This window comes from Microbacterium sp. GW821-FHT01D02, assembly GCF_059422585.1.
The window spans coordinates 520,307-543,396 of sequence record NZ_JBWKXB010000001.1; the positions used below are offsets into that span (position 1 = coordinate 520,307).

The 23,090-nt window shown below is 69.3% G+C and carries 24 protein-coding genes and 3 tRNA genes; 9 read left to right on the plus strand and 18 right to left on the minus strand.

What is annotated here, in order from left to right; all coding sequences use genetic code 11:
• Nucleotides 1–19: 19 nt before the first annotated feature.
• The gene (locus AC07VM_RS02505; RefSeq protein ID WP_494909867.1) at nucleotides 20–1,732 is read right to left on the minus strand and encodes a cytochrome c biogenesis protein DipZ; all 1,713 of its coding nucleotides are present in this window, start codon (nucleotides 1,730–1,732) and stop codon (nucleotides 20–22) included.
• Nucleotides 1,733–1,896: 164 nt separating this feature from the next.
• On the opposite strand from AC07VM_RS02505, the gene AC07VM_RS02510 reads away from it, so the two are divergent.
• From AC07VM_RS02510 to AC07VM_RS02520, 3 genes are all read left to right on the plus strand, one after another.
• On the plus strand, nucleotides 1,897–2,556 hold the full coding sequence (locus AC07VM_RS02510; RefSeq protein WP_494909868.1) for a fasciclin domain-containing protein: 660 nt from the start codon (nucleotides 1,897–1,899) through the stop codon (nucleotides 2,554–2,556).
• 139 nt (nucleotides 2,557–2,695) lie between these two features.
• Nucleotides 2,696–2,768, plus strand: a tRNA-Lys gene (locus tag AC07VM_RS02515).
• A gap of 49 nt (nucleotides 2,769–2,817) precedes the next feature.
• Nucleotides 2,818–3,114: a DUF7882 family protein gene (locus AC07VM_RS02520; RefSeq protein ID WP_267415531.1), complete on the plus strand. Its 297-nt coding sequence runs from the start codon at nucleotides 2,818–2,820 to the stop codon at nucleotides 3,112–3,114.
• An 11-nt stretch (nucleotides 3,115–3,125) separates the two neighbouring features.
• On the opposite strand, the gene AC07VM_RS02525 is transcribed toward AC07VM_RS02520, so the two are convergent.
• Nucleotides 3,126–3,584, minus strand: coding sequence for a hypothetical protein (locus tag AC07VM_RS02525; RefSeq protein WP_267415532.1), 459 nt, complete (start codon nucleotides 3,582–3,584; stop codon nucleotides 3,126–3,128).
• A gap of 142 nt (nucleotides 3,585–3,726) precedes the next feature.
• On the opposite strand from AC07VM_RS02525, the gene AC07VM_RS02530 reads away from it, so the two are divergent.
• Nucleotides 3,727–4,272, plus strand: coding sequence for a type 1 glutamine amidotransferase domain-containing protein (locus AC07VM_RS02530; protein WP_267415533.1), 546 nt, complete (start codon nucleotides 3,727–3,729; stop codon nucleotides 4,270–4,272).
• Nucleotides 4,273–4,288: 16 nt separating this feature from the next.
• On the opposite strand, the gene AC07VM_RS02535 is transcribed toward AC07VM_RS02530, so the two are convergent.
• On the minus strand, nucleotides 4,289–4,804 hold the full coding sequence (locus tag AC07VM_RS02535) for a CGNR zinc finger domain-containing protein (protein WP_267415534.1): 516 nt from the start codon (nucleotides 4,802–4,804) through the stop codon (nucleotides 4,289–4,291).
• Between the two features lie 25 nt (nucleotides 4,805–4,829).
• Between AC07VM_RS02535 and AC07VM_RS02540 the strand changes: the two genes are divergently transcribed.
• Nucleotides 4,830–5,045 carry a hypothetical protein gene (locus AC07VM_RS02540; RefSeq protein ID WP_494909869.1) on the plus strand — a complete coding sequence of 72 codons (216 nt, stop codon included), beginning with the start codon at nucleotides 4,830–4,832 and terminating at the stop codon, nucleotides 5,043–5,045.
• A 13-nt stretch (nucleotides 5,046–5,058) separates the two neighbouring features.
• Here the strand turns inward: AC07VM_RS02540 and AC07VM_RS02545 are convergent, their stop codons facing one another.
• The 13 genes from AC07VM_RS02545 to AC07VM_RS02605 all read right to left on the minus strand — a co-directional run bounded on the left by AC07VM_RS02545 (nucleotide 5,059) and on the right by AC07VM_RS02605 (nucleotide 16,239).
• Nucleotides 5,059–5,691 (minus strand): M23 family metallopeptidase, encoded by a 633-nt coding sequence (locus AC07VM_RS02545; RefSeq protein WP_494909870.1) that lies wholly within the window; start codon nucleotides 5,689–5,691, stop codon nucleotides 5,059–5,061.
• Nucleotides 5,688–6,221, minus strand: a complete 534-nt coding sequence (locus AC07VM_RS02550; RefSeq protein WP_494909871.1) for a DUF1697 domain-containing protein — start codon at nucleotides 6,219–6,221, stop codon at nucleotides 5,688–5,690. Before AC07VM_RS02550 ends, AC07VM_RS02545 begins: the two co-directional genes overlap by 4 nt.
• Nucleotides 6,218–6,799 carry an isochorismatase family protein gene (locus AC07VM_RS02555; RefSeq protein WP_494909872.1) on the minus strand — a complete coding sequence of 194 codons (582 nt, stop codon included), beginning with the start codon at nucleotides 6,797–6,799 and terminating at the stop codon, nucleotides 6,218–6,220. The genes AC07VM_RS02550 and AC07VM_RS02555 overlap by 4 nt, the downstream gene beginning before the upstream one ends.
• A 61-nt stretch (nucleotides 6,800–6,860) precedes the next feature.
• Nucleotides 6,861–6,936 (minus strand) — tRNA-Thr (locus tag AC07VM_RS02560).
• A gap of 69 nt (nucleotides 6,937–7,005) precedes the next feature.
• On the minus strand, nucleotides 7,006–8,562 hold the full coding sequence (locus AC07VM_RS02565; RefSeq protein WP_494909873.1) for an alpha/beta hydrolase: 1,557 nt from the start codon (nucleotides 8,560–8,562) through the stop codon (nucleotides 7,006–7,008).
• On the minus strand, nucleotides 8,559–9,713 hold the full coding sequence (locus tag AC07VM_RS02570; protein ID WP_267415540.1) for a DNA polymerase III subunit delta': 1,155 nt from the start codon (nucleotides 9,711–9,713) through the stop codon (nucleotides 8,559–8,561). Before AC07VM_RS02570 ends, AC07VM_RS02565 begins: the two co-directional genes overlap by 4 nt.
• Before the next feature lie 57 nt (nucleotides 9,714–9,770).
• The gene (gene tmk / locus AC07VM_RS02575; RefSeq protein ID WP_494909874.1) at nucleotides 9,771–10,400 is read right to left on the minus strand and encodes a dTMP kinase; all 630 of its coding nucleotides are present in this window, start codon (nucleotides 10,398–10,400) and stop codon (nucleotides 9,771–9,773) included.
• Nucleotides 10,397–13,279, minus strand: a complete 2,883-nt coding sequence (topA, locus tag AC07VM_RS02580) for a type I DNA topoisomerase (RefSeq protein ID WP_494909875.1) — start codon at nucleotides 13,277–13,279, stop codon at nucleotides 10,397–10,399. Before topA ends, tmk begins: the two co-directional genes overlap by 4 nt.
• Before the next feature lie 77 nt (nucleotides 13,280–13,356).
• The gene (locus tag AC07VM_RS02585; RefSeq protein ID WP_267415543.1) at nucleotides 13,357–13,686 is read right to left on the minus strand and encodes a helicase; all 330 of its coding nucleotides are present in this window, start codon (nucleotides 13,684–13,686) and stop codon (nucleotides 13,357–13,359) included.
• Entirely contained in the window at nucleotides 13,686–14,069 is a 384-nt protein-coding gene (locus tag AC07VM_RS02590; protein WP_494909877.1) for a TadE family type IV pilus minor pilin, read from the minus strand. Before AC07VM_RS02590 ends, AC07VM_RS02585 begins: the two co-directional genes overlap by 1 nt.
• Nucleotides 14,069–14,266, minus strand: coding sequence for a DUF4244 domain-containing protein (locus tag AC07VM_RS02595; RefSeq protein ID WP_494909878.1), 198 nt, complete (start codon nucleotides 14,264–14,266; stop codon nucleotides 14,069–14,071). The genes AC07VM_RS02590 and AC07VM_RS02595 overlap by 1 nt, the downstream gene beginning before the upstream one ends.
• A 75-nt stretch (nucleotides 14,267–14,341) precedes the next feature.
• Nucleotides 14,342–15,241 carry a type II secretion system F family protein gene (locus AC07VM_RS02600; protein WP_494909879.1) on the minus strand — a complete coding sequence of 300 codons (900 nt, stop codon included), beginning with the start codon at nucleotides 15,239–15,241 and terminating at the stop codon, nucleotides 14,342–14,344.
• A complete protein-coding gene (locus AC07VM_RS02605; protein WP_494909880.1) occupies nucleotides 15,235–16,239 on the minus strand; it encodes a TadA family conjugal transfer-associated ATPase in 1,005 nt (334 codons plus the stop codon). Before AC07VM_RS02605 ends, AC07VM_RS02600 begins: the two co-directional genes overlap by 7 nt.
• 401 nt (nucleotides 16,240–16,640) lie before the next feature.
• On the opposite strand from AC07VM_RS02605, the gene acs reads away from it, so the two are divergent.
• Nucleotides 16,641–18,608 (plus strand): acetate--CoA ligase, encoded by a 1,968-nt coding sequence (gene acs, locus AC07VM_RS02610; RefSeq protein WP_494909882.1) that lies wholly within the window; start codon nucleotides 16,641–16,643, stop codon nucleotides 18,606–18,608.
• A 74-nt stretch (nucleotides 18,609–18,682) separates the two neighbouring features.
• Here the strand turns inward: acs and AC07VM_RS02615 are convergent, their stop codons facing one another.
• Together AC07VM_RS02615 and sp36 are read right to left on the minus strand one after the other, a co-directional pair.
• Nucleotides 18,683–19,141, minus strand: a complete 459-nt coding sequence (locus AC07VM_RS02615; RefSeq protein ID WP_494909883.1) for a RidA family protein — start codon at nucleotides 19,139–19,141, stop codon at nucleotides 18,683–18,685.
• Nucleotides 19,138–19,362, minus strand: a complete 225-nt coding sequence (gene sp36, locus AC07VM_RS02620) for a Sp36 family protein (RefSeq protein WP_267415550.1) — start codon at nucleotides 19,360–19,362, stop codon at nucleotides 19,138–19,140. The genes AC07VM_RS02615 and sp36 overlap by 4 nt, the downstream gene beginning before the upstream one ends.
• 89 nt (nucleotides 19,363–19,451) lie before the next feature.
• Between sp36 and AC07VM_RS02625 the strand changes: the two genes are divergently transcribed.
• The 3 genes from AC07VM_RS02625 (at nucleotide 19,452) to AC07VM_RS02635 (ending at nucleotide 23,084) form a co-directional block, all read left to right on the plus strand.
• The gene (locus AC07VM_RS02625) at nucleotides 19,452–22,019 is read left to right on the plus strand and encodes a transglycosylase domain-containing protein (protein ID WP_494909884.1); all 2,568 of its coding nucleotides are present in this window, start codon (nucleotides 19,452–19,454) and stop codon (nucleotides 22,017–22,019) included.
• Nucleotides 22,010–22,951: a metallophosphoesterase gene (locus AC07VM_RS02630; RefSeq protein WP_267415552.1), complete on the plus strand. Its 942-nt coding sequence runs from the start codon at nucleotides 22,010–22,012 to the stop codon at nucleotides 22,949–22,951. The genes AC07VM_RS02625 and AC07VM_RS02630 overlap by 10 nt, the downstream gene beginning before the upstream one ends.
• A 56-nt stretch (nucleotides 22,952–23,007) precedes the next feature.
• Nucleotides 23,008–23,084: transfer RNA gene (locus tag AC07VM_RS02635), tRNA-Pro, on the plus strand.
• Nucleotides 23,085–23,090: the final 6 nt, after the last annotated feature.

Genomic DNA, 23,090 nt, shown 5'->3' on the forward strand with positions numbered 1-23,090 from the left:
CCCCGATCGCGCGCAGACGTCACCCGAACGTGAAGGAATAGACCTGGATGCCGGCCGGCACCTCGAGCGTGAGGGCGCCCTCGTCGATGTCCTTCTGCTTGAGCAGCTCATACGAGCGCGGTGTCCCGTCGATCGCGATCGTCTCCTTCGAGCCGTCGTCGCGCCGCACCACGATGTCACCCGTTCCGGCGACCACGATCCGGACCTCGGCGGCGTGGTACTCGAGGTTGATCTCCCCGTCGCCACCTTCCGGCGTCGCGTACTGCGTCTCGATCGTCCAGTCGCCGTCGAGGGCGAAGCTGTCGGCGGGCTGATCCTTCGGGAACGCGTAGGTGTTCGTCCCTCTCCGGTATTCGCCACCGCCGCCGTAGTTCACGTCCTTGGAGGATCCGAGGAAGGTCTCCCTGGTCGTGGATCCGACGTCGGGGGTGTCGTCCGCGACGTCCGTCGCCGCCGGAAGCTTCACGGACGGGTCCGCATCCTTCAGCAGCTCGCGGATCATGGACTCGGTGGCGGCGTAGTTGCCCTCGCCGAACGAGATGTGGCGGACGGTGCCCTCCGCGTCGATCAGGTAGTGGGCGGGCCAGTACCGGTTGCGGTAGTTCGTCCACGTCGACAGGTTGTTGTCCAGCGCGACGGGATAGTCGATGCCGAAGTCACGAGCACCGGCGGCGACGTTCCCGGGATCCTTCTCGAACGCGTACTCCGGAGAGTGGATGCCGATCACCTGGAGCCCCGCGTCGCGATAGGCCTTGTCCCAGGCCACGACGTGCGGCAGCGACCGCTGGCAGTTAATGCAGGAGTACGCCCAGAAGTCGATCAGGACCACCTGGCCGCGCAGATCCTTCAGGTCGAGGGCCTCGCCGTTCGGCGTGTTGAGCCACTCCTGGATGCCCTTGATCGAGGGCGCGGTGCCGCACGACTCGAGCTCCTCCGCGCCGTTGGTGCACTTGTCGAGGTCCTTGTTCTCCTCGTTGACGAGTCCGCCGAGATCCAGCGCATCCTTCACCTGGTCGGAGTCGGCGATCTGCTCCTGCAGGGGCGCGGTGTAGTCGGGAAGAAGCCGCTGCAGTGCCTGCGGCACGTTGAACACCAGGCCGACGGCGAGCGCGATCATCGCGATGCCCGCGGCGATGCGGAGTCCGCGCTCCTTCGACCGGAAGGAGCGGATGCGCTCGACGACGCTGCGACCGGCGAGCGCGAAGATGAGCAGCGGCACTGCCACGCCGATCGCGAAGGAGACGGTGAGCAGCACGGTGCCGATACCGATCTGTCCCGTCGAACCCGCGACGATGATGGCGGCCAGCACCGGGCCGGCGCAGGGGACGAACACGGCGCCGAGCGCCAGGCCGACGCCGAAGCCGCTCCCCCGGTTCTTCACCTCGCGCTGCCCGAACCGCTGGAAGGGACGCTCGAGGATGTGCTGGAAGCGCGGCACGATGAGGCCGACGCCGATGACGACCAGGACGGCGATGCCGACCCAGCGGATGATGTCCTGCGGCAGGTTCAACAGTCCGAGCAGCAGGGAACCGCCGAGCGTGACGAGCGTGAAGCTCAGCACCAGCCCCGCGATCACGAAGTAGGGCCGGCTGCGTCGGGCGGGCACCACCTCGTCGTCGTACTTCGCGGACTGCGCGCCACCGGTGAGGAAGATCACGGGAAGCACGGGCAGGATGCACGGCGAGATGCCGGTGATGAGCCCGCCGAGCAGGCCGATGATGATCAGGTCCATGAGGTCCCCACTTCTGTCAGGAGCTGTTCGCTCCGGGGGCGTCATCGGATTGGATCCGAACGGATTCGGAGATTTCTCAGATTTCTCCCATCCGATCCCGAGAGTGCTCCGAACAGCCCTCGACGCCACGGAGAGGCCGTGGCTCAGTTCTGAAGGAGCTCGACATGTTCAGCACCAAGAAGAAGGTCACCGCGGCAATCACCCTCGGCCTGGCGAGCGCGTTCCTGCTCTCCGCCTGTTCCATGGGCAGCGGCAGCACCACGGACGATTCCACCGAGACGAAGGCTCCCGAGACGTCGGAGTCGACGCCCATGGAGATGGACCCGGCCGCGAACCTCGTCGGCCCCGGCTGCGCGGCCTACGCCGACGCCGTGCCGGACGGCGCAGGCTCGATCCAGGGCATGTCCCAGGACCCGGTCGCCGTCGCCGCATCCAACAACCCGCTGCTGACCACGCTGGTCGCCGCGGTGAGCGGAAAGCTCAACCCGGACGTCGACCTCGTCGACACGCTCAACGGCGGCGAGTTCACGGTCTTCGCACCGGTGGATGACGCCTTCGCGAAGATCGACCCCGCCACGATCGAGGCCCTCAAGACCGACAGCGCGACGCTGAGCTCGATCCTGACGTACCACGTGGTCCCCGGCCAGATCGAGCCCGCCGACATCGCCGGCACGCACACCACCGTGCAGGGTGCCGACCTCGAGGTCACCGGCAGCGGCGACGAGTGGAAGGTCAACGACGCCAACGTCATCTGCGGTGGCGTGCAGACCGCGAACGCGACCGTGTACCTCATCGACTCGGTCCTGATGCCCCCGGCTGAGTAAGCACGGGATGGCCGGGTGGGAGGACACCCGGCACGCGCCCTTCTCGGGAGCAGGGGGAGGATCTCCGGGAAGGAAAGGGGCCGTCGGCGGTGCTGTGCCGCCGACGGCCCCTCGTCGTGCGCACTAGACTTTCCTGCAGGGGCCTCTAGCTCAGTTGGCAGAGCATCGGACTTTTAATCCGCGGGTCGTGGGTTCGAGCCCCACGGGGCCCACCGCAGCGCGTGTCCACCGGGAATGTTCCGGGCGAGTAGTGTGCACCTCATGGGAACACTCGAGTACAACAGCGCTCGCCCGCCGATCGACGTCGACGACATCACTCTGGCGCACCTGAAGATCGTGATCGGGACGAAGCTGCGTCGCCATGAGAGCTTCATGATGACCTGGCTGTCGGACGAGAGGAACCCGGCCGGCCGCCTGACAATCTGGATGCACCCGAGCATCCCGCTGGTCTTCGCCTTCGAGAACGCCAAGATGCCCGTGATCGACACCAAGCGGATCGAGCACATGATGGAGAACCTCAACGCGCGCGGAGAGCTCGTCCTCGACCAGCTCGGCTGATCGCCCCGCGCCTACTCCCCGCCGCCGGAGTTGCCGGCGAGAAGCTCGTCGCGGATCTCGGCCACGCCCGAGGGCAGCGATTCGCCTTCGAGCTCGAAGGTCGGTGCATCCGGTGTGCCGCCGATGGCGCACACGGCCACGCTGTCCTGGTCGCCCAGCGTCTTGGGGATGACCACGAACCAGAGCGACACGTCGGCGAGCCACTCGGTGGTCGCCATGTCGGCCAGATACTTCGCGTCCGGTGCGAGCGCACGGGTTCGGTCGGTGCAGAGCGTCACGAGCTGACTCGTCGTGAACTTCGCCGCGGGCTCGGACGGACCTGGTGTGGCCGTCGCCGTCTCGGTCGGCGTCGGGGTGGGAGCCGGCGTCGACGAGGTCGCGGACGGAGTGGGGGTCGGAGCCGGCTCGGGAGCGCAGCCTGCGAGGAGCACGAGGATCGGCAGGAGGACGAGGGCGGGACGGAGACGCATATCTGGATGCTACTGATTCGCCGCCCGTTCCCCTGTATCACCACCCCTCCCGATCGGCCACCCCCTTCACTCCCTCCGTCGATCGGGAGAGGGTCGAGATGTCCCCGAGAACGGCGGACGACCCTCGACGAAAGGATGAATCATGACTCTCACCGGCAACCGAGTGGCGTTCCTCGCGACGGACGGCTTCGAGGACAGCGAGCTCACCAGCCCGTGGGATGCCGTGACCGCAGCAGGAGCGAGCGCGACGCTGATCGCCCCCGACGGCGCGGCCATCACCGGCAAGAACGGCCACGAGCAGGCCGTGGATCTCCAGGCCGCCGATGCGTCGGCCGATCAGTTCGATGCGCTCGTGCTCCCCGGCGGCGTCGTCAACGCCGACCATCTGCGTCTCGACAAGCCCTCCATCGCCCTGGCCCGAGCCTTCTTCGAGCAGCACAAGCCGGTGGGCGTGATCTGCCACGGCGCCTGGATCCTCATCGAGGCCGATGTCGTGGACGGTCGGACGCTCACCAGCTACCCGAGCCTGACCACCGACCTCCGCAACGCCGGAGCGACCTGGGTGGACGAGGAGGTCGTGGTGGACGAGGGCCTGGTCTCCAGCCGCACGCCCGACGACCTGCCGGCGTTCAACGCGAAGCTCGTCGAGGAGATCGGCGAGGGGAAGCACTCCGGCCAGACCGCCTGATCCCCGGGCGGGAACGTCAGGCGCGGGCCCGGTGCCGTCGGACGGCCGCCCGATTCGCGCAGCGCACCGAGCAGAAGCGCTGACGGCCGTTGCGGGTCACGTCCGCGACGACGTTCGTGCACGGTGCGGCCTGGCACCGGCCCAGCCTGCTCATCCCCCGCGTGACGAGGTGCAGTGATGTGCCGAGGCTGATGATCGCTCGCAGCACGTAAGGCAGCGACGGAACGTCGTCGCGGTAGTGGAGGTGCCAGCCCTCGCCGTCGTGGTTCGTCAGGCGCGGATAGGCGGCCGCGGCGGCGAGCTGGGCGTTGAGGAGCAGCGCCCGCGCGTCGGGATCGGGCTCGTCGACGATCGCGAGCCAGTCGTCGATGACGGCGCGCACCTTCTCGTGATCGTCCGGGGCCGGCGGGAACGTCTGCGTCATCCCGAGTGCGAGGGTGCGCTCCTCGATGCCGGCTCGGTCCTCCGGCCAGTCATCTGCCAGCGAGGCCGCGAGCAGCACCGCGTATTCGCCGTAAGGGTTGAGATGCATAAGACCATTACATCACGCTGGATGCATGACCTCGCTGAACACCCTCCCGATCCCCCGCATCCGGCCCGCCACGCAGACGCACGAACACGCCTGGCTCGTGGAGTCCCGGCATCCGACGAGCGAGGGCATCGTGCTCTATGTGCGCTGCGACGAGTGCGGCGCCCGTCGCGTCGACGTGCAGACGCACCCGCACATGCCACCGCTCGCGCTGAGCACCGAGCTGGGTGCCACGCCGACCTGATCCGAGCGACCTCTCAGGCGTCGACGACATCGCCGTTCGGGGGAAGCCATCGCCCGCCGTCCGGCCGCACGAAGACGAGCGGGACACCACGTGCCTCCGCCGTCAGCGAATCCGACACCTGCACGTGCACGTGCGGCTCGGTGCTGTTGCCCGAGTTGCCGCACTCCCCCAGCAGATCACCGACCCCCACCTCCTGCCCCTGGCGCACCCGGACGCTCCCTCGCCGCAGGTGCGCGAGGAGCACCACGGCACCGCCGATACGGATCGCGACGTGATTCCCCGCGATCGCCGGAGCCCCGCCGTGGATGCGCGAGCGCTGACTGAGCGCGTAGGCCAGGAGCGACAGCGGGGATCGACGTGCGACGTGGTCCACCTCTCCGTCATGGGCCGCCACGATCTCGCCCGCGACCGGGCTGAGGATCGGCCGCCCGAACCCCACGAACGACTCCGGCGCCTCCGTGCCGATCAGGCTCGACACCCCGCGCGGCGCGCTGCGCCCATCCGCCCCCACGGGCACGAAGTCGATCGCGTGCGACGTGCCGAACAGCTCGGTGCCGTGGCTCGGGATGCGGGATGCGGGACTGTTCTGCACCAGCCACCGCCCGGTGAAGGTCAGCGCCAGCTCGACCACGTCCGGAGCGCTCACCCGGTCAGCTCGATGAGCGTGCGGGTCGTCCGGAGGTTTCGCGCCGTCCCAGCCACTCCGAGCGCACGGTCCAACACCGCCTTGGTGAGCTTCGTGGAGTGCACACCGCCGGCGCCGTAGTCGATCCACAGGTCGTTCCCGATGAGCGCGAGACGCTCCGCCGGGAGAAGCCGCTGCTCGAGCGCCTCGACCGCATCGGGCGAGGGCGGCCCCTCCAGGAACATCGCGTGGACGAACTTCACGTCACCCTCGGGGAACGGCTGCGCCGACTCGGACGAGACCAGCTGCGCATGGCTCCGGTGGATGACCGGGGTGTCCACGCCGAATTCGTCGTGGATCACCGCGCGCACGGAGGCACAGGCGGCGTCCGGGTCCGGGGGCGTCCGACAGATGATGTTTCCGCTGGCGATGTAGGTCGACACGTCGGACAGGTCGGTCTCGGCGGCGAGGACCTCGCGGAGGCGGGCCATCGGGACACTGTTGCGGCCGCTGACGTTCACGGCCCGCAGCAGCAGGACGCTGCGGCTCACGCGTCGACGCTCTCGACGAGCTCCGCTCCCGCGTGCACAAGTTCGGCCAGCGCCGCCTCGCTCGGCTCCTGGGCCACGCCGGCGACGAGGTCGGTGAGGATGCGGACGCGGACACCGTGCGCGATGGCGTCGAGTGCGGAGGCGCGGACGCACTGATCCGTCGCGATGCCCACGACGTCGGCGCTCAGCACACCCGCAGCGGTCAGGATCGCGCCGACGGTCTCCCCCGCCTCCGTCTCACCTTCGAACATCGAGTACGCCGGCCGACCCTGGCCCTTGCGGACATGATGCGTCACGGACGTGGTGACCAGGAGCGGATCGTACGCGGCGCCGTCGGTGTCGGCGACGCAGTGCACCGGCCAGGAATCGACGAAGTCGGGGGTCTCGGCGAAGTGTCCGCCGTTGTCGCCGTCGGCATCGTGCCAGTCGCGCGAGGCGATGATCACCTGATAGTCCGCGGCGTGCGCGGCCAGGAACGTCGTGACGGCGGTGGCCACCGCATCACCGCCTGCGACGGCGAGTGCGCCGCCCTCGGTGAAGTCGTTCTGCACGTCGACGATGAGAAGCGCTCTGCTCATGCTTCGAGGGTACGCCGTCGCAACAGGAAAGGCCCCCGGATCACCGGGGGCCTTCTCTGGATGGAGCCGCTTGTCAGAATCGAACTGACGACCTTTTCATTACGAGTGAAATGCTCTGCCGACTGAGCTAAAGCGGCGTGCGACGCGTGAGCGGCGCGATCACCGATATTACCCTGTCTCGCGCTCGCTCGCGAATCGAGCCCGCATCACTCGCAGCGGAGCCCGTCTTCCGGCACGACGTCATCGAGCAGGAACGCCTCGACGGCGTCGTCGACGCAGACGTTGCCCTTGTTGTATCCGGTGTGCCCCTCGCCGACCCGGGTGATGAGGACGCCCTCCTCGAGCTGGTTCGCGAGCGACTCCGACCACTCGTACGGCGTCGCCGGGTCGTTCGTCGTCCCGATCACCAGGATCGGTCCGGCGCCCTCCGCCGTGATCTCGCCGCGCGTGCCGGTAGGCGGGTAGGGCCACACCTCGCACGAGTCCGGACCGCTCCAGTACGGGGCGATGGTCGGTGCGCCCTTGGCGATCTTGGCGTCGATGGCCGCCTCGGCAGCCGGGTCGTCCTCCACCGGGTAGTCCATGCAGTTGTAGGCACGGAACGCCTCGGTCGAGTTGTCGGTGTAGGCACCGCTCTTGTCGCGCTTGTTGTAGAAATCGGCGAGGACGAACGCCGATGTGGGATCTCCCTGCAGCGCCTCGTCGAGCGCCTGGGTGAGGTATCCCCAGCTGTCCTGCGAGTAGAGCGCGACGATGATGCCCGTCATCAGGGAGTCCGCGCCCAGAAGACGTCCGTCGCCGTTCTTCAGGGGCGTGCGGTCGACGCTCGCCAGCAGGGCGCCGAGGTCGGCCATCGCCTCGTCGACGGTGCCGTTGAAGGGGCACTCGCCGGAGTCGAGGCAGCTCTTCATGTAGGCGCGCAGCGCCGATTCGAAGCCGAGAGCCTGGGTGGCACCCACCTCGAGCCCGGGGACAGCCGGATCGATGGCGCCGTCGAGGACCAGTCGCCCGGCCTTCTCCGGGTAGAGCTTCGCGTAGGTCGCACCGAGGAACGTGCCGTAGGAGTAGCCGAGGTAGTTCAGCTGCTTGTCGCCCAGCACGGCACGGATCAGATCCATGTCGCGGGCCGCATTGATCGTGGTGATGTGGGGCAGGATGCCGTCACTGTTCGCGTCGCAGGCCTCGGCGAAGCCCTTGTGCGCGGCGAGGAGCTCGGCCTCCCATTCCGCGGTGCCGCGGGCGGCGGCCGGGATCCCGTACAGGTAGTCGTCCATCTCCGGCGCGTCGTAGCAGGTCACAGCCGTCGACGCACCGACCCCGCGCGGGTCGAAGCCGATCACGTCGTAGTTCTTGATGAGGTCGGCGCCGACCGCGAAGCTGAGGTTGTTCAGGACGAGGTCGATACCGCTCGCACCGGGGCCGCCCGGATTCGTCAGCAGCGACCCGACGGGCGTGCCCTCGGCGCGGTGGCGGACCACGGCGAGGGTGATGTCGCCGTCGCCCGGGTTCTCCCAGTCGAGCGGCGCGGTGACCTCGGTGCAGTCGAAGCCGGGACCGCAGTCGGTCCACTCCAGCTCCTGGGAGTAGAAGGGCAGCAGGTCTTCCGCGACGCCCTCGGTGTCGGGCGCGGCGGTCGTCGACGGCCGCGAGGACTGCTCGGGGATCGCGGCGTACAGACAGCCGGAGAGCGCCACAGCGGCGGCGGCCAGGCCGGCGACGACCGCGGCGGCACGACGGAAGCGGGAAGTCGGTCGATCGTTCACGGTTTCCTCCCGCTCGTGATCGTCACGAGCAAGCTCTCCAGGGCGAGCAGAGGGGCGACGTTGCGCTCCAGCGACTGCCGCGTCTCGGCAAGGTGGTCAAGTACGACAAGAGTACGGGCCTCGGACCAGGCGGCCGCGAGGTCGGTCAACTCCGACCGCAGCTCGCTGTTGATGAGGTCGTCGCGCCCGAACTGCAGCATCACGACATCGCGGAACAGCGACTGCAGGTCGGTGAGCACGCGGTCGATCCCGTCGCGCAGACTGCGGGTGGCCCGCTTCTTCTGATCGTCTTCGAGGGCCGACAGCTGCGTGCGCAGCGCCGGCGGTACCGCCTGTCCCTCGGCGATGCCGATCGTGTGCAGCAGCGACGCGCGCTCGGCGGCGTCACGCTCGGCCGTGAGCGCCTTCGCATCCTCGGTCGCCGCCTGGATGATCCGCCCGGCGACCTCGACCGCGTCACCGACACCGCGGACGCCGAGCACCGACCGGAGGGTCTCGTCGCGCCGCCGCCGGGCCGCGTCGTCGGTGGCGAGCCGCTGAGCCATGCCGATGTGGCGCTGCGCATGCCGTGCGGCCTGCTCGGCGACGGCCCCGTCGACCCCGGTGCGCAGGGTGATGAGTCGGGCCACATCCGCGACGTCGGGCTCCCGCAACCGCAGCGACCGCACGCGGGAGCGGATGGTCGGCAGCAGATCGGCCTCGCTGGGCGCGCACAGGATCCAGACTGTCCGCTCCGGCGGCTCCTCGAGGGCCTTCAGCAGGACGTTGGAGGTGCGCTCGACCATGCGGTCGGCATCTTCGACCACGATGACCCGGTATCGTCCGGCGGACGGGGCGAAGTACGAGCGCTCCACCAGGCTGCGCGCCTCGGCGATCGTGATGATCACCTTGTCGGTGCGCAGGGCGGTGACATCGGGGTGGGTGCCGGCGAGCACCTGGCGCATCACGGTCTCGTCGTCGGGGCTGTCGGCGATCAGCGCGGCGGCGAAGGCGTAGGCGAGGGTCGAGCGCCCCGATCCGGGCGGGCCCGTGATCAGCCAGGCGTGCGAGAGCGCAGAGGGGTCGGATGCCGCGGCGCGGAGCGTGTCGACGGCGGCGTCCTGCCCCCACACGTCCGCCCACGGGAAGGGAGCGGCGACGGTCTGGGGCATGCACTCAGCCTAATCGGGACCACCGACGCGCACGGCACTCGTGGCCGCGGCTGTGGATCAGTCCAGCAGCGCGCTGACCCGCACGCGGATCCGCTCGGCGATCTCCTCCGGGGAGGCGGCGGCGTCGAGCACGAGGAAACGGTCCGGCTCAGCCTCGGCGAGGGCCAGATACGCGTCGCGGACGCGGCCGTGGAACTCGGCCTTCTCGGCCTCCAGCCGGTCGAAGGGCTTGTCGGCGGAGTCCAGACGCGTGCGCGCGGCGGCAGGATCGAGGTCGAGCAGGAGCGTGAGGTCGGGGAGGGCTCCCTCCGCCGCCCACAGCGAGAGGTCGCGGATCTCGGTGGCGTCCAGCACCCGACCGGCTCCCTGATACGCCACGGACGAGTCGAGGTAGCGATCCTGCAGCACGATGTCGCCCCGGTCGAGGGCGGGTCGCACGACGGTCGCGACGTGGTGCGCCCGATCCGCCGCGTACAGCAGCGCCTCGGCACGGGGGGCGATGTCTCCGCGATGGTGCAGCACGATGTCGCGGATGAGCTGGCCCACCTCGGAGCCGCCCGGCTCGCGGGTGCGCACGACTGTGCGACCGGCGCCCTCGAGCCACTCCGCGAGCAGGTTCGACTGCGTGGTCTTGCCCGAGCCGTCCCCGCCTTCGAGCGTCACCCACACGCCGCGGCCTGAGGTCACGAGTCCGCCTTCTCCGCCGCCTTCGCCGCGGCGTTGGCGGCGCGGGTGGCCGCAGCCTTCTTGGCGGCAGCCGAACGCGCTGCGGAGGTCGCCGCCGTGGTCTTCTTCGCGGGAGCCTTCTTGGCCGTGCTCTTGGACGCCGTGCTCTTGGACGCAGCGGTCTTCGCCGCAGGCTTCTTGGCCGGAGCCTTCTTGGCCGGAGCCTTCTTCGCCGCCGAGCCGCGCTTGGGGGCCGGGCCCTTGGCGCGCTTGTCGGCGAGCATCTGCACCGCGATCTCGAACGTGATGTCCTCGACCTTCTGACCCCGCGGGATGGTCACGTTCGTCTCGCCGTCGGTCACGTACGCGCCGAAGCGGCCGTCGCGGATGCGGATCGGCTTCCCGCTGACCGGGTCCGCGTCGAACTCGGCGAGCGCACTGGAAGCACGGCGTCCTGCACCGTACTTCGGCTGCGAGTAGATCTCGAGCGCCTGCTCGAGCGTGACGTCGAAGATCTGCGATTCGCTCTCGAGCGACCGGGAGTCGGTGCCCTTCTTGAGGTACGGACCGAAGCGACCGTTCTGCGCCGTGATCTCATCGCCCGTCTCCGGGTCGACGCCGACGACGCGCGGCAGGCTCAGCAGCTGCAGCGCAGTGTCGAGCTCGATCGAGTCGACCGACATCGAGCGGAACAGCGAGGCGGTGCGCGGCTTCGGAGCCGCCTCCTTCTTCGCTCCGCGCTTGGGCTTGGGGGCCTCGACGACCTCACCGGTCGTCTCGTCGACCGCGGCGTCTTCCGATACCGGGTCGTTCTCCTGCACGTACGGCCCGAATCGCCCGTCCTTGACGACGATGATCTTGCCGTTCTCGGGGTTCTCGCCGAGCACGCGATCGCCGGCGACCGGAGCATCGATGAGCTCCTGCGCCTTCTCGGCCGTCAGCTCGTCGGGGGCGAGGTCTTCCGGCACGTTCACGATGCGCGGCTTGGCTTCGGGGTCCGGGTTCTCGGGGTCGGTGACCTCGAGGTAGGGGCCGTACTTGCCGAAGCGGAGCGTGGCCGTGTCGGTGATGCGCGTGGAGTTCAGCGCACGGGCGTCGATCTCGCCGAGGTTGTCGACGACCTGACGGAGGCCGACATGGGAGTCGGATCCGAAGTAGAACGACTTGAGCCACTCGACGCGGTTCTGCTCGCCGCGGGCGATCGTGTCGAGGTCGTCTTCGAGCGCCGCCGTGAAGTCGTAGTCGACCAGCTCGGCGAAGTGCTCCTCGAGAAGGCGGACGACGCTGAAGGCGAGCCACGTCGGCACGAGGGCCTGACCGCGCTTGACCGCGTAGCCGCGGTCGAGGATGGTCTCGGGGATCGAGGCGAAGGTCGAGGGACGACCGATGCCCTTCTCCTCGAGCACCTTCACGAGCGAAGCCTCGGTGTAGCGCGGCTTCGGCGTGGTGCGGTGACCCTTGGCCTCGGCATCCGACACCGCGAGCTCGTCGCCGACGGCGACGGCCGGGAGCGACTGGTTCTCGGCGGCATCCGCATCGCCGCGCTTCTCGTCGCGACCCTCCTCGTAGGCCTCGAGGAAGCCCTTGAAGGTGTAGACGGTTCCGGACGCCGTGAACTCGGCCTTCTGCCCTGCCGCGTCGACGGCGATCGTGACCGTGGTGGTCTCGTACTTCGCGTCGGACATCTGGCTGGCGACCGTACGCTTCCAGATGAGGTCGTAGAGACGCTGCTCATCGCGATCGAGCTCGGAGGACAGCGACGCGGGCGTGCGGAAGTTGTCGCCCGAGGGACGGATCGCCTCGTGCGCCTCCTGCGCGTTCTTGCTCTTGGACTTGTATACGCGCGGCTTCAGCGGGACGGCGGCATCGCCGTAGAGCGCGACCGCCTGGCTCCGTGCCGCCTGCACCGCCTGGGTGCTCAGCGACGTGGAGTCCGTACGCATATAAGTGATGTAGCCCTTCTCGTACAGACGCTGGGCGACACCCATCGCCTGCTTCGCGCCCATCGAGAGCTTGCGACCCGCCTCCTGCTGCATCGTGGAGGTCGTGAAGGGCGCGTAGGGGCTGCGGGTTCCGGGCTTGGCCTCGACCTTGGTGACCGTGCCGGCACCCACGGCGTCGATGGCCTGCGCGAGTGCCGCCGCGGTGGCCTCATCGAGGATGACGACGGCCTTCTTGAGCTTTCCGTTGTCGTCGAAGTCGGTGCCGCGCGCGAGCTGGCCACCGTCCACGCGGACGAGTCGGATCTTGAACGACGTGCCGGATGCCGCGGCTGCCGCGTCGACGTCCCAGTACTCGGCAGAGGTGAACGCCATCCGCTCGCGTTCCCGGTCGACGATGAGACGGGTCGCGGCGGACTGCACGCGCCCTGCAGAGATGCCGGTCTTGACCTTGTACCAGAGCACGGGCGAGACGTCCCAGCCGTACAGACGGTCGAGGATGCGGCGGGTCTCCTGCGCGTCGACGAGGTCGTGGTCGAGTTCGCGGGTGTTGCCGACGGCCGCCTGGATCGCGTCCTTCGTGATCTCGTGGAAGACCATGCGCTTGACCGGGACCTTGGGCTTCAGGGTCTCGAGCAGGTGCCAGGCGATCGCCTCGCCCTCGCGGTCCTCATCAGTGGCGAGCAGGAGCTCGTCGGCGCTCTTCAGCGCGCGCTTGAGTTCGGCGACCGTCTTGGTCTTCCGATCGGAGACGACGTAGTAGGGGTCGAACCCGTTGTCGATGTCGATGGAGTACTTCCCGTAGGCCTGCTTGTCGGCAGCCGGGATGTCCTTCTTGTCAGCGAGGTCGCGGATGTGGCCGACGGAGCTGAGCACCTCGTAGCCGTCGCCGAGGTATCCCTGAATAGACCGCATCTTCGTCGGGGACTCGACGATGACGAGCTTCTTGCCTTCAGCCAAGGGTGCGTCCTTTCTTCGAAGCACACCATACACACCACTGTGTGGGGTCGTTCACAGTGAGCGAGGTCGCGCTGCCGTCACTGTCCCTCGGGTGGCCCGGCACGGGCTCGGGAGACGGCTGCGAGTCCAGCGTACGCCGCCTGCACCTCCACGGTCGCCACGAAGCCCTCGAGGGAGCATCCCGTGAGCGCGGCGCCGGCGGCGCTCGCGACCCGTGCGGCGAGGGTGCACGGGTCCTCCCCGGTCGGCACCGCCCCGCTCGCGGCGTCGGCTGCGGCGAGCGCCGCGGCATCCGCCGCACCCGCCGCACGTTGCCCGGTCACCGCTGCGCCGCCGACGGCCGCGAGTCCGAGCGAGAGCGCGGCGGCGACGGTCAGCACCCCGGCGGCGAGGGCCGAGCCGGCCATCAGAGACCACCGTCGAGCGCACAGCTCGACGCCCGCAACGGCAGTCGGACCAGCGCTCCGATCGACGCGGTCATCGACGCCGTGGCGCACACCAGGTCACCCCGGCGCGCCGACGACAGACCCGCGCCGGGGACCGCCATCTGCACCACGCGCTCCGCCGCATCCGCACCCTCACCCCGCCCCAGCAGACGAGCCGCGTCCGCGGAGGCATCCTGCAGCGCGACCTGTCGTGATGCCGCTCCGAGCGCTCCGGCGCCCAGCAGAAGCGCCAGCACCACGGCCGGCAGGGCGAGGGCGAGCTCGGCCGCGACCGATCCGCGGTCCCCGGTTCGACCCGCCGTGCGGCACTCCTCTTCTCTGGTGCCGACACTCCTCCTCCGCATCACGACACCGTCAGCGCCCGCCGCACCAGGCCGGTGAGGATGCCGCGGACCTCGTCGGAGCGCATGATGACGACGAGGAGTCCCGCGAACGCGACCGCGGCCATGGTCGTGATGGCGTACTCGGCCGTGGCGGCGCCGCTGTCGTCGCCGAACAGCGTGGCCGCGCGGTGCCGGTCCAGCCGGGGGATGTTCTTCATGATGTTCCTTCTTTCTCTGGGATGCCTTCGCATCGGGTGGTGCTGCGCACGAGGTGGTGTCGTCGGCGACGGGCGTCACGACGGAAGAGGTGTCGAGGCGAGGACGCTCAGCAGCATCGGTGCCACGCCGAGCAGGAGGAAGGCCGGCAGCGTGCACACGCCGAGCGGGATGAGCAGCTGGGTCGAGAGCTTCGCCGCGCGAAGGCGACCCTGCACCCTGGCAGCGTGCCGGTCCTGGGCGGCGGACGCCCGGAGCAGCTCCGCGGCGGGCACCCCCGCGGCACGGGACAGATCGAGAACAGCGCGCACGCGGTCATCGCTCCCCTCCGACACGGAGCTCTCGGCGACCAGCTGCAGCGCCCGTTCGATGGAGGCACCGCCGGCGAGGGCCACCGCCACCAGCTCCGCACGCATCCCGGGCGTTCCCGGCGCCGGCCGCGCCCGTCGCAGCAATCGCCGCGTCCACAGCCGTGCTGCCAGGACCAGCAGCAGTCCGGCGCCCACGCACGCGGTGCCGAGCGGGTTCGCGATGATCACGCCGATGGTGTCGAACCCGAGGGCGAAGCCGAGGAGCAGTCCGGCGAACGGCATCCACAGCAGCAGTCGCGCCGTCCCGGCGGGCTCGGCGAGGGCGATGCGCACGTCGTCGGCCGCGGCCGCCGCATCGCGCAGGGTCTCGGCGATCATCCGCAGCACCTCGGCGAGCGGGGCGCCCACCGTGGTCGCGATCTCCCAGGCAGCGGCCAGATCGAGCCACGCTCCTCCCTCGGCCTCGATGGCGGCGAGGAGCGGGACGCCCTGATCGACCCGGTCGACCACGGCGGTCGCGGGCGGATCACCGGTGTCGGCGAGATGACGCCACGCGGTCAGCGGCACCGCGCCCGCCTGCAGCAGCACGGCGAGGGTCTGCACCGAGGTCGCGGCGTCCGCTCCGGAGTGCCTGGCCTCGTGGCTGCGGCGGGCCACGCTCACCACGGCCGCACCTCCTCTATGTCGAGTCGGTCGCCCGTGAGCACGAGGCGCCCGGCCTGCGAGATCCGGCGGACCCCGCCCGGGGCGCGATCGAGATGCAGCACGATCGTGAACGCGCTCACCGCCTGGCGGCCCAGGGCGACGGCATCCATCCCGGCCAGCGCGCCGAGCGCCTCGAGTCGGGCCGGCACGTCTCGGAGCCCGCTGGCGTGCAGGGTGCCCGCTCCCCCGTCGTGCCCGGTGTTGAGCGCGGTGAGCAGCTCGCGCACCTCTTCCCCTCGGCACTCGCCGACCACCAGCCGATCCGGCCGCATCCGCAGGGACTCGCGCACCAGCCGGGCGAGTGTGATCCCTCCGGCGCCCTCCAGGTTCGCCTGCCGCGCCTCGAGCGCGACGTGATGGGGGTGACGTGGCCGCAGCTCGGCCACATCTTCGATCGTCACGATCCGCTCCGTCGGCGACACCTCGGAGAGCAGCGCGGAGAGCAGGGTGGTCTTGCCGGTCCCGGTGCCCCCGGTGATGAGGACGTTCGCGCGTTCTGCCACGAGTCCGAGGAGCCAGCTCTGCTGGTGCGCATCGAACGCACCCAGCGCGGCGAGCGCTTCGAGGTCGGCGGCCCGCACCCGAGGGATGCGGATCGAGAGCGCGGTGCCGGAGGTGGAGACCGGCGCGAGCACGGCGTGCACCCGGATGCCGGAGTCGAGGCGGACGTCGACGCACGGCGCCTGGTCGTCGAGGTGGCGCCCGCCGAGACCGACCAGCGCGACGGCGAGATCGCGGACCTCCCGCTCCGACGCACGCCAGCGCGGCACCGGTTCGGCGCCGCTTCCCCTGTCGAGGAAGAGTCCGGTCGGACCGTTCACGAACACATCGGTCACGGCGTCGTCGATGTGCGTGCGGAGCGGCCCGAACGCCGGGTCGAGATGGAGTTCCGGCGCCGCATCCATGGCGGACGCGGCCGGCTGCCCCTCTCGGGGCCGGATGACGAAGGAATCGGGCATACCGCGACGGTAGGCGGCACCCGCACGGCGAGATCTCGCGAGCGACCGGGATGCTCGAGGGCTGTGCAGAGATCGCCCCGTCCGACGCCCGTGCAGGAGCATGGGACGCGCGTCACGACGAAGCCTCGGGAGCGCTCTCAACGGAAATGGGCGGCATCTCACGGGGGGAATGAGATGCCGCCCACGGCGGGCCACGATTGGGGGAACCGGGCGCGCCAAGGCCGGAATGTGATTTCGGCTGTCGTCGAGTGTACGCAAGGCAACCGTCCTGACAAAACCAACGCGACTACCGACTTTCGGCAGTATGCGAGCGAATCTCGCGGGGATAGATTCGCCCTGACCCGGTCGTCCACCCCACGACCGTGCTCGAACGACCGAATGCCGCAAAGGAGCGCCTGCCGATGAGCAGCCAGATCGACCACCTTCTCGACGAGACCCGGCGGTTCCCTCCGTCGGAGGAGTTCGTCGCCCAGACCATCTCATCGCCCGAGCTGTACGAGCGTGCCGCTGCTGATCGCGAGGCCTTCTGGGGCGAGCAGTCGCGCGACCTGGTGCACTGGCACAAGCCGTTCACCCAGGTGCTCGACTGGACCAATCCCCCGTTCGCGAAGTGGTTCGAGGACGGCGAGCTGAACGTCGCCTACAACTGCCTCGACCGCCACGTCGAAGCCGGCAACGGGGACCGCGTCGCGCTGCACTGGGAGGGCGAGCCCGGCGACTCCCGCCGCATCACCTACGCGGAGCTGACCGATGAGGTCAAGCGCGTCGCCAATGTGCTCGAGGGGCTGGGCGTGGGCCAGGGCGACCGCGTCGCGATCTACCTCCCGATGATTCCCGAGGCGATCGCATCGATGCTCGCCGTCGCGCGTCTCGGCGCCATCCACTCCGTCGTGTTCGGCGGCTTCAGCGCCGACAGCCTCCGCTCGCGGATCGACGACGCCGGCGCCAAGCTCGTGATCACGGCCGACGGCGGCTACCGCAAGGGCCGCGTCTCCGCCCTGAAGCCCGCGGTCGACCAGGCTCTCGCCGATCGCGGCGACGGAGAGCAACAGACCGTCGAGCACGTCCTCGTCGTCAAGCGCGGCGAGAACGAGGTGGAGTGGACCGAGGGTCGCGACCTCTGGTGGCACGACGTGGTCCCGGCGGCATCCGCCGAGCACACCGCACAGGCCTTCCCCGCGGAGAACCCCCTCTTCATCCTGTACACCTCCGGCACCACCGGGAAGCCGAAGGGCATCCTGCACACGTCGGGCGGCTACCTCACGCAGGTCGCGTACTCGCACAAGTACGTCTTCGACCTGCACCCCGAGACCGACGTGTTCTGGTGCACGGCCGACATCGGCTGGATCACCGGACACAGCTACGTCGCGTACGGGCCCCTCGCCAACGGGGCGACCCAGGTGCTCTACGAAGGCACGCCGGACACCCCGCACCCCGGTCGCTGGTGGGAGATCATCGAGAAGTACAAGGTCTCGATCTTCTACACCGCGCCGACCGCCATCCGCTCGTTCATGAAGGTCGGCCGCAGCGTCCCGCAGAAGTTCGACCTCTCGTCCCTCCGCCTCCTCGGCTCCGTGGGCGAGCCCATCAACCCCGAGGCGTGGATGTGGTACCGCGACGTGATCGGAGCGGGCAAGACGCCGATCGTCGACACGTGGTGGCAGACCGAGACCGGCGCGATCATGGTCTCCGCGCTCCCCGGCGTCACGGAGACGAAGCCCGGGTCGGCGCAGGTGCCGCTCCCCGGGATCTCGATCGACGTCGTCGACGAGCAGGGCGTCGAGGTCGGCAACGGCAACGGCGGGCTGCTGGTCATCACCGAGCCGTGGCCGAGCATGCTCCGCGGCATCTGGGGCGATCCCGAGCGCTATCGCGAGACGTACTGGGAGAAGTTCGAGGACCAGGGCTACTACTTCGCCGGCGACGGCGCCCGCCTCGACGAGGACGGCGACCTGTGGCTGCTGGGCCGCGTCGACGACGTCATGAACGTCTCGGGACACCGCCTCTCCACTGCCGAGATCGAGTCGTCGCTCGTCGCCCACGAGGCCACGGCCGAGGCCGCGGTGGTCGGAGCGTCGGACGAGACGACCGGACAGGCGGTGGTCGCGTTCGTCATCATCAAGGAGAGCTACCTCGCTCAGCACGAGCCGGCCGGCCTCGCCCAGCTGCTGCGGCTCTGGGTGGGCGAGCAGATCGGTGCGATCGCCCGTCCGCGCGACGTGTACATCGTCGGAGAGCTGCCCAAGACGCGATCCGGCAAGATCATGCGGCGCCTCCTGCGCGACGTCGCCGAGGGGCGCGAGGTCGGCGACACGACGACGCTGGCCGACACCGCCGTGATGAGCATCATCTCCGCACAGGTGAAGTAGGACTCGACGCAGAACGCCCCCTTCCCGACATCGGGAAGGGGGCGTTCTCGCGTGAGGCTGCGGTGACGAAACCGTCAGGAGAGGAGGAAGGTGACCTCGACCTCGACCGGGCTGCCGAGGGGGAGCTCGGCGACACCCACGGCCGCGCGCGCGTGGCGTCCGGCATCTCCGAAGATCTCGCCGAGGACCTCGCTCGAACCGTTGATGACGCCGGGCTGACCGGTGAATCCCTCCGCCGAGGCCACGAAGCCCCCGACGCGGAGCACGCCGGCGATGCGTTCGAGGCCGCCCGCGGCATCGGCCGCGGCGGCGAGGGCGTTGAGAGCGCACGTGCGCGCGTAGGACTTCGCGTCCTCCGCGGAGACGTCGGCACCGACCTTGCCCACCGCGGGCAGGGCGCCGTCGACGAACGGCAGCTGGCCGGAGGTGTAGACGAGTCCGCCGTGGACGACGGCGGGCACATAGGCGGCGACCGGGGCGGCGACGGCCGGCAGCTCGATGCCGAGCTCGTCGAGGCGCGCGGCGACGCTCATGCCTGGCCTCCCTCGAACTGGCGTGCGGCCTGCTCGGCGGCGGCGAGCCCGGCGTTCGCCGAGGCGTCCGACGTCACAGGGCGCTTCAGGTAGGCCACGAGGCCGCCTTCGGGGCCCTGAACGACCTGCACGAGCTCCCAGCCCTGCTTGCCCCAGTTGTTGAGGATCGCGGCGGTGTTGTGGATGAGCAGCGGCGTGGTGAGGTACTCCCACGTGGTCATGGCACTCCTGTCGATCGGGGCGCGACACCGGATTTCCGGGCCGGGCTCGTCAAAGGCGGTATTCAGGGAACTCCCCTACGATCAAGCGTATGCCCCAAAAGAATCGCACGGTGAGAGGCGTGCTCGGCGGTCTCGTCGGGCTCGTCGGCCTGAGCGCCGTAGCCGGTCTCCTGGTCACTGCCAGCGTCACCCCCGTCCTCGCGATGACCGGCCTCGCAGGCACCCAGGCGCTCACCCTCTTCGACGAGCTCCCCGAGGTTCTCAAGGTGAACGCCCCTATGGAGCAGTCCACCATCTACGCGACCGACCCGGACGGCAAGCCCGTCCCTCTCGCGTCGTTCTACGAGCAGAACCGCGTCCCGGTGAAGTACGACGAGGTCTCCCCGGTGCTGTACGACGCGATCCTCTCCAGCGAGGACAAGAGCTTCTACAGCCACGGCGGTGTCAACCTCGGCGCGACCGTGAAGGCGCTCGTCGACAACGTGCGCGGCACGTCCAGCCGTGGCGCCTCGACGATCAGCCAGCAGTTCGTGAAGAACGTGCGCATCCAGGAGTGCGAGCAGAAGGTCGACACGACCTCCGACACGTATACCGAAGAACTCCGCAAGTGCTGGGAAGACGCCACGAACGCCGATGGTGTCGACGGCATCGAGCGCAAGCTGCAGGAGATGCGGTACGCGATCCAGATCGAGAAGGACTACTCGAAGAACGAGATCCTGCTCGGCTACCTCAACATCGCCAACTTCGGCGGCACCGTCTACGGCATCGAAGCCGCGGCCCGGTACTACTTCTCGACGACCGCGGCGAAGCTGACCGTGGTCCAGGCCGCGACGCTGGCCGGCATCGTCCAGAACCCGAACACGTACCGCATCGACCTACCCGAGGGCACCTGGACGGACAAGGCGGGCGTCGCGCACAACACCGCGGAGGACGGGTTCAAGGACACCCTCGACCGTCGTGACTACGTGCTCTACCGCATGCTCGACGACGGCAAGATCACCAAGGCCCAGTACGAAGAGGCCAAGGCCACGCCGATCACGCCCGCGATCAAGCGTCCGACGCAGGGCTGCGCGGCGGCCGGAACGAACGCCTACTTCTGCCAGTACGTGAAGTCCATCGTCGAGAACGACGAGGCCTTCGGCGCCGAGCCGCAGGATCGTCGCGACCTGCTGCGCCGCGGCGGCCTCAAGATCTACACGTCGCTCGACCTGCGCGTCCAGACCCCTGCGGCCCAGGCCATGCGCGACATCGTCCCGGCCAACTACGACAACGACTACTTCGGCGCTGCCGGCGTCTCGATCGAGGTCGGAACCGGTCGCATCCTGTCGATCACGCAGAACACCCAATTCGACGAGACTGCGACGAATGACCTCGGGAAGAGTTCGCTCGTCTTCGCCGGCGACCAGAAACACGGCAACTCCGGCGGCTTCCAGGTCGGCTCGGTGTACAAGCTGTTCACGCTGATCGACTGGCTCGAGAAGGGGCACTCCGTCAACGAGGTCCTCAACGGCCGGGTGCAGACCAACATGAAGTTCACGACCGCGTCGTGCGGCGGAGGAACCCTCACCGCCGACACGAAGGAGATCGGCAACTTCGGCGGAGGCGGCGGATACACCGCGAGCGTCATGGACTTCACACGGCAGTCGCTGAACAGCGGGTACTTCGCGATGGCGTCGAAACTCGACATCTGCGACATCAACAAGGTCGCAGACCGGATGGGCGTCACGCTCGCCGACGGCACGAAGGTCACCAAGGAGAATGTCGTCTCCGACGTGCTCGGCCCGAAGGCTATCTCCCCCCTCGCCATGGCGAACGCCTACGCGACCGTCGCGAGCGGTGGTAAGTACTGCACCCCGCGCGCTATCGACCGCGTGGTCGGTCCCGACGGCAATGACCGCGAGCTGCCGGCCGCGTCGTGCACCGATGGCGTGATCTCCCCCGAGGTCGCCGCAACCGCCGCATACGCACTCAAGGGCGTGATGGACGGCGGTACCGGTCGCGACGCGAACCCATACGACGGGACCCCGCTCATCGGCAAGACCGGCACGCACGACCGCTGGTCCACCATGATGATCGAGTCCAGCACCGAGGTCGCCACGGCGGTCTGGGCAGGTCGTTGGAAGGGCCAGTCGAACATCTACCAGAAGTGGGCCGGGAACTACCAGCTCAACGGTATGCGCTACCCGTTGGCGAAGGCTGCCCAGGCCGCCGCCAACGCGGCATATGGCGGAAAAGACTTCCCACGTCCGGACGACAGGCTCACCCGTCGGGTGATGGCAGAGGTCCCGAACGTCGTGGGCATGACGATGGAGGAGGCCGAGTCGACCCTCAAGAGTCGGGGCTTCGGCGTCGCGGTCGGCGCCTCCGTCGACAGCGACAAGCCGACGAACATCGTCGTCGCGCAAGACCCGCAGGGACAGACCGCGGGGGGCTCGACAATCACGATCTCGCCCAGCAACGGTCAGGGCACAACGGTTCCCGCGGATCTCGTCGGGATGTCGAGAGCCCAGGCCGCCGCCGCCCTCGGCGGTGCCGGGTTCGCCTCGGTGAACTTCGACAACTCCTGCAACCCTCCGGAATCGGTCGTGAGCTCCACGAACCCGGCGCCAGGCACCGCGGCCAACAAGTCCACCGCGGTGAGCGTGAAATGCGAGTAGGCGCACACCGCGCGCCACACCCGGCCCTCATCGCGCTCGGCGCGGTGGGGGCCGCCGGCGTGGCCGCGGCGACCTGGGGGATCGGCATCGAACGGTACCTGTTCACGGTGCGCGAGGTCAGCGCCGCGGCACTTCCCTCCGGCGCCGCTCCCCTGCGCATCCTGCACATCTCGGACGCGCACATGGCGCCGTGGCAGCACCGCAAGCAGGACTGGCTGGCGTCGCTCGCGGAGCTGCGGCCGGATCTCATCGTCAACACCGGCGACAACCTCGGACACGCGAACGGACTGGACGGCATCCGCCGGGCCTTCGAGCCTCTCGCGGGCATCCCCGGCGTCTTCGTGCACGGCTCGAACGACGTCACCGCACCCTCGCCGCGGAACCCGCTCCGCTACTTCCTCGGACCGTCGAAGAAGCACCACGAGCCCGAGCTCCTCGACACCGAGGCGATGGATCGCCACTTCACCGACGATCTGGGCTGGACCAGTCTGAACAACGCGGCCGCGCGACTCACGATCGCCGGTTCTCCCGTCGACCTCTTCGGTGTGAACGACGCCCACCGCGACTGGGACCGCCTCGACGTGCTGCCTGCGGCGATCGACGGGCTCGGTCCGCGCGATGCCTCCACTCCGGTGCTGGGCGTCACCCACGCGCCCTATCAGCGGGTGCTCAACGGATTCACGGACCTGGGCGCCGACGCGATCCTCGGCGGTCACACGCACGGCGGACAGGTCTGCCTCCCCGGATACGGTGCCCTCGTCGCGAACTGCGACATCCCCCTCAAGCAGGCCAAGGGCCTCAGTACCTGGTCGCACGGCGGTCGGACGGTGCCGCTCAACGTCAGCGCGGGGTGCGGGCACTCGATCTACGCGCCGGTGCGCTTCGCCTGCCGGCCCGAGGCGACGCTGCTCACGCTGACCGCACGGAACTGATCCTCGCCTCGATTCGGCGCACGGAGCATTTCCCTGTAGACTCGGAGGGTTGCAAACGGGGTGTGGCGCAGCTTGGTAGCGCGCTTCGTTCGGGACGAAGAGGTCGCAGGTTCAAATCCTGTCACCCCGACCAGTGACA

Excerpts from the sequence above, each read along its gene's own strand:
- AC07VM_RS02505 (WP_494909867.1), bottom strand. The coding sequence starts at position 1,732 with ATGGACCTGATCATCATCGGCCTGCTCGGCGGGCTCATCACCGGCATC.
- AC07VM_RS02510 (WP_494909868.1), top strand. The coding sequence starts at position 1,897 with ATGTTCAGCACCAAGAAGAAGGTCACCGCGGCAATCACCCTCGGCCTG.
- AC07VM_RS02520 (WP_267415531.1), top strand. The coding sequence starts at position 2,818 with ATGGGAACACTCGAGTACAACAGCGCTCGCCCGCCGATCGACGTCGAC.
- AC07VM_RS02525 (WP_267415532.1), bottom strand. The coding sequence starts at position 3,584 with ATGCGTCTCCGTCCCGCCCTCGTCCTCCTGCCGATCCTCGTGCTCCTC.
- AC07VM_RS02530 (WP_267415533.1), top strand. The coding sequence starts at position 3,727 with ATGACTCTCACCGGCAACCGAGTGGCGTTCCTCGCGACGGACGGCTTC.
- AC07VM_RS02535 (WP_267415534.1), bottom strand. The coding sequence starts at position 4,804 with ATGCATCTCAACCCTTACGGCGAATACGCGGTGCTGCTCGCGGCCTCG.
- AC07VM_RS02540 (WP_494909869.1), top strand. The coding sequence starts at position 4,830 with ATGACCTCGCTGAACACCCTCCCGATCCCCCGCATCCGGCCCGCCACG.
- AC07VM_RS02555 (WP_494909872.1), bottom strand. The coding sequence starts at position 6,799 with ATGAGCAGAGCGCTTCTCATCGTCGACGTGCAGAACGACTTCACCGAG.
- AC07VM_RS02570 (WP_267415540.1), bottom strand. The coding sequence starts at position 9,713 with ATGCCCCAGACCGTCGCCGCTCCCTTCCCGTGGGCGGACGTGTGGGGG.
- AC07VM_RS02585 (WP_267415543.1), bottom strand. The coding sequence starts at position 13,686 with ATGGCCGGCTCGGCCCTCGCCGCCGGGGTGCTGACCGTCGCCGCCGCG.
- AC07VM_RS02590 (WP_494909877.1), bottom strand. The coding sequence starts at position 14,069 with ATGCGGAGGAGGAGTGTCGGCACCAGAGAAGAGGAGTGCCGCACGGCG.
- AC07VM_RS02595 (WP_494909878.1), bottom strand. The coding sequence starts at position 14,266 with ATGAAGAACATCCCCCGGCTGGACCGGCACCGCGCGGCCACGCTGTTC.
- AC07VM_RS02605 (WP_494909880.1), bottom strand. The coding sequence starts at position 16,239 with ATGCCCGATTCCTTCGTCATCCGGCCCCGAGAGGGGCAGCCGGCCGCG.
- acs (WP_494909882.1), top strand. The coding sequence starts at position 16,641 with ATGAGCAGCCAGATCGACCACCTTCTCGACGAGACCCGGCGGTTCCCT.
- AC07VM_RS02615 (WP_494909883.1), bottom strand. The coding sequence starts at position 19,141 with ATGAGCGTCGCCGCGCGCCTCGACGAGCTCGGCATCGAGCTGCCGGCC.
- sp36 (WP_267415550.1), bottom strand. The coding sequence starts at position 19,362 with ATGACCACGTGGGAGTACCTCACCACGCCGCTGCTCATCCACAACACC.
- AC07VM_RS02625 (WP_494909884.1), top strand. The coding sequence starts at position 19,452 with ATGCCCCAAAAGAATCGCACGGTGAGAGGCGTGCTCGGCGGTCTCGTC.
- AC07VM_RS02630 (WP_267415552.1), top strand. The coding sequence starts at position 22,010 with ATGCGAGTAGGCGCACACCGCGCGCCACACCCGGCCCTCATCGCGCTC.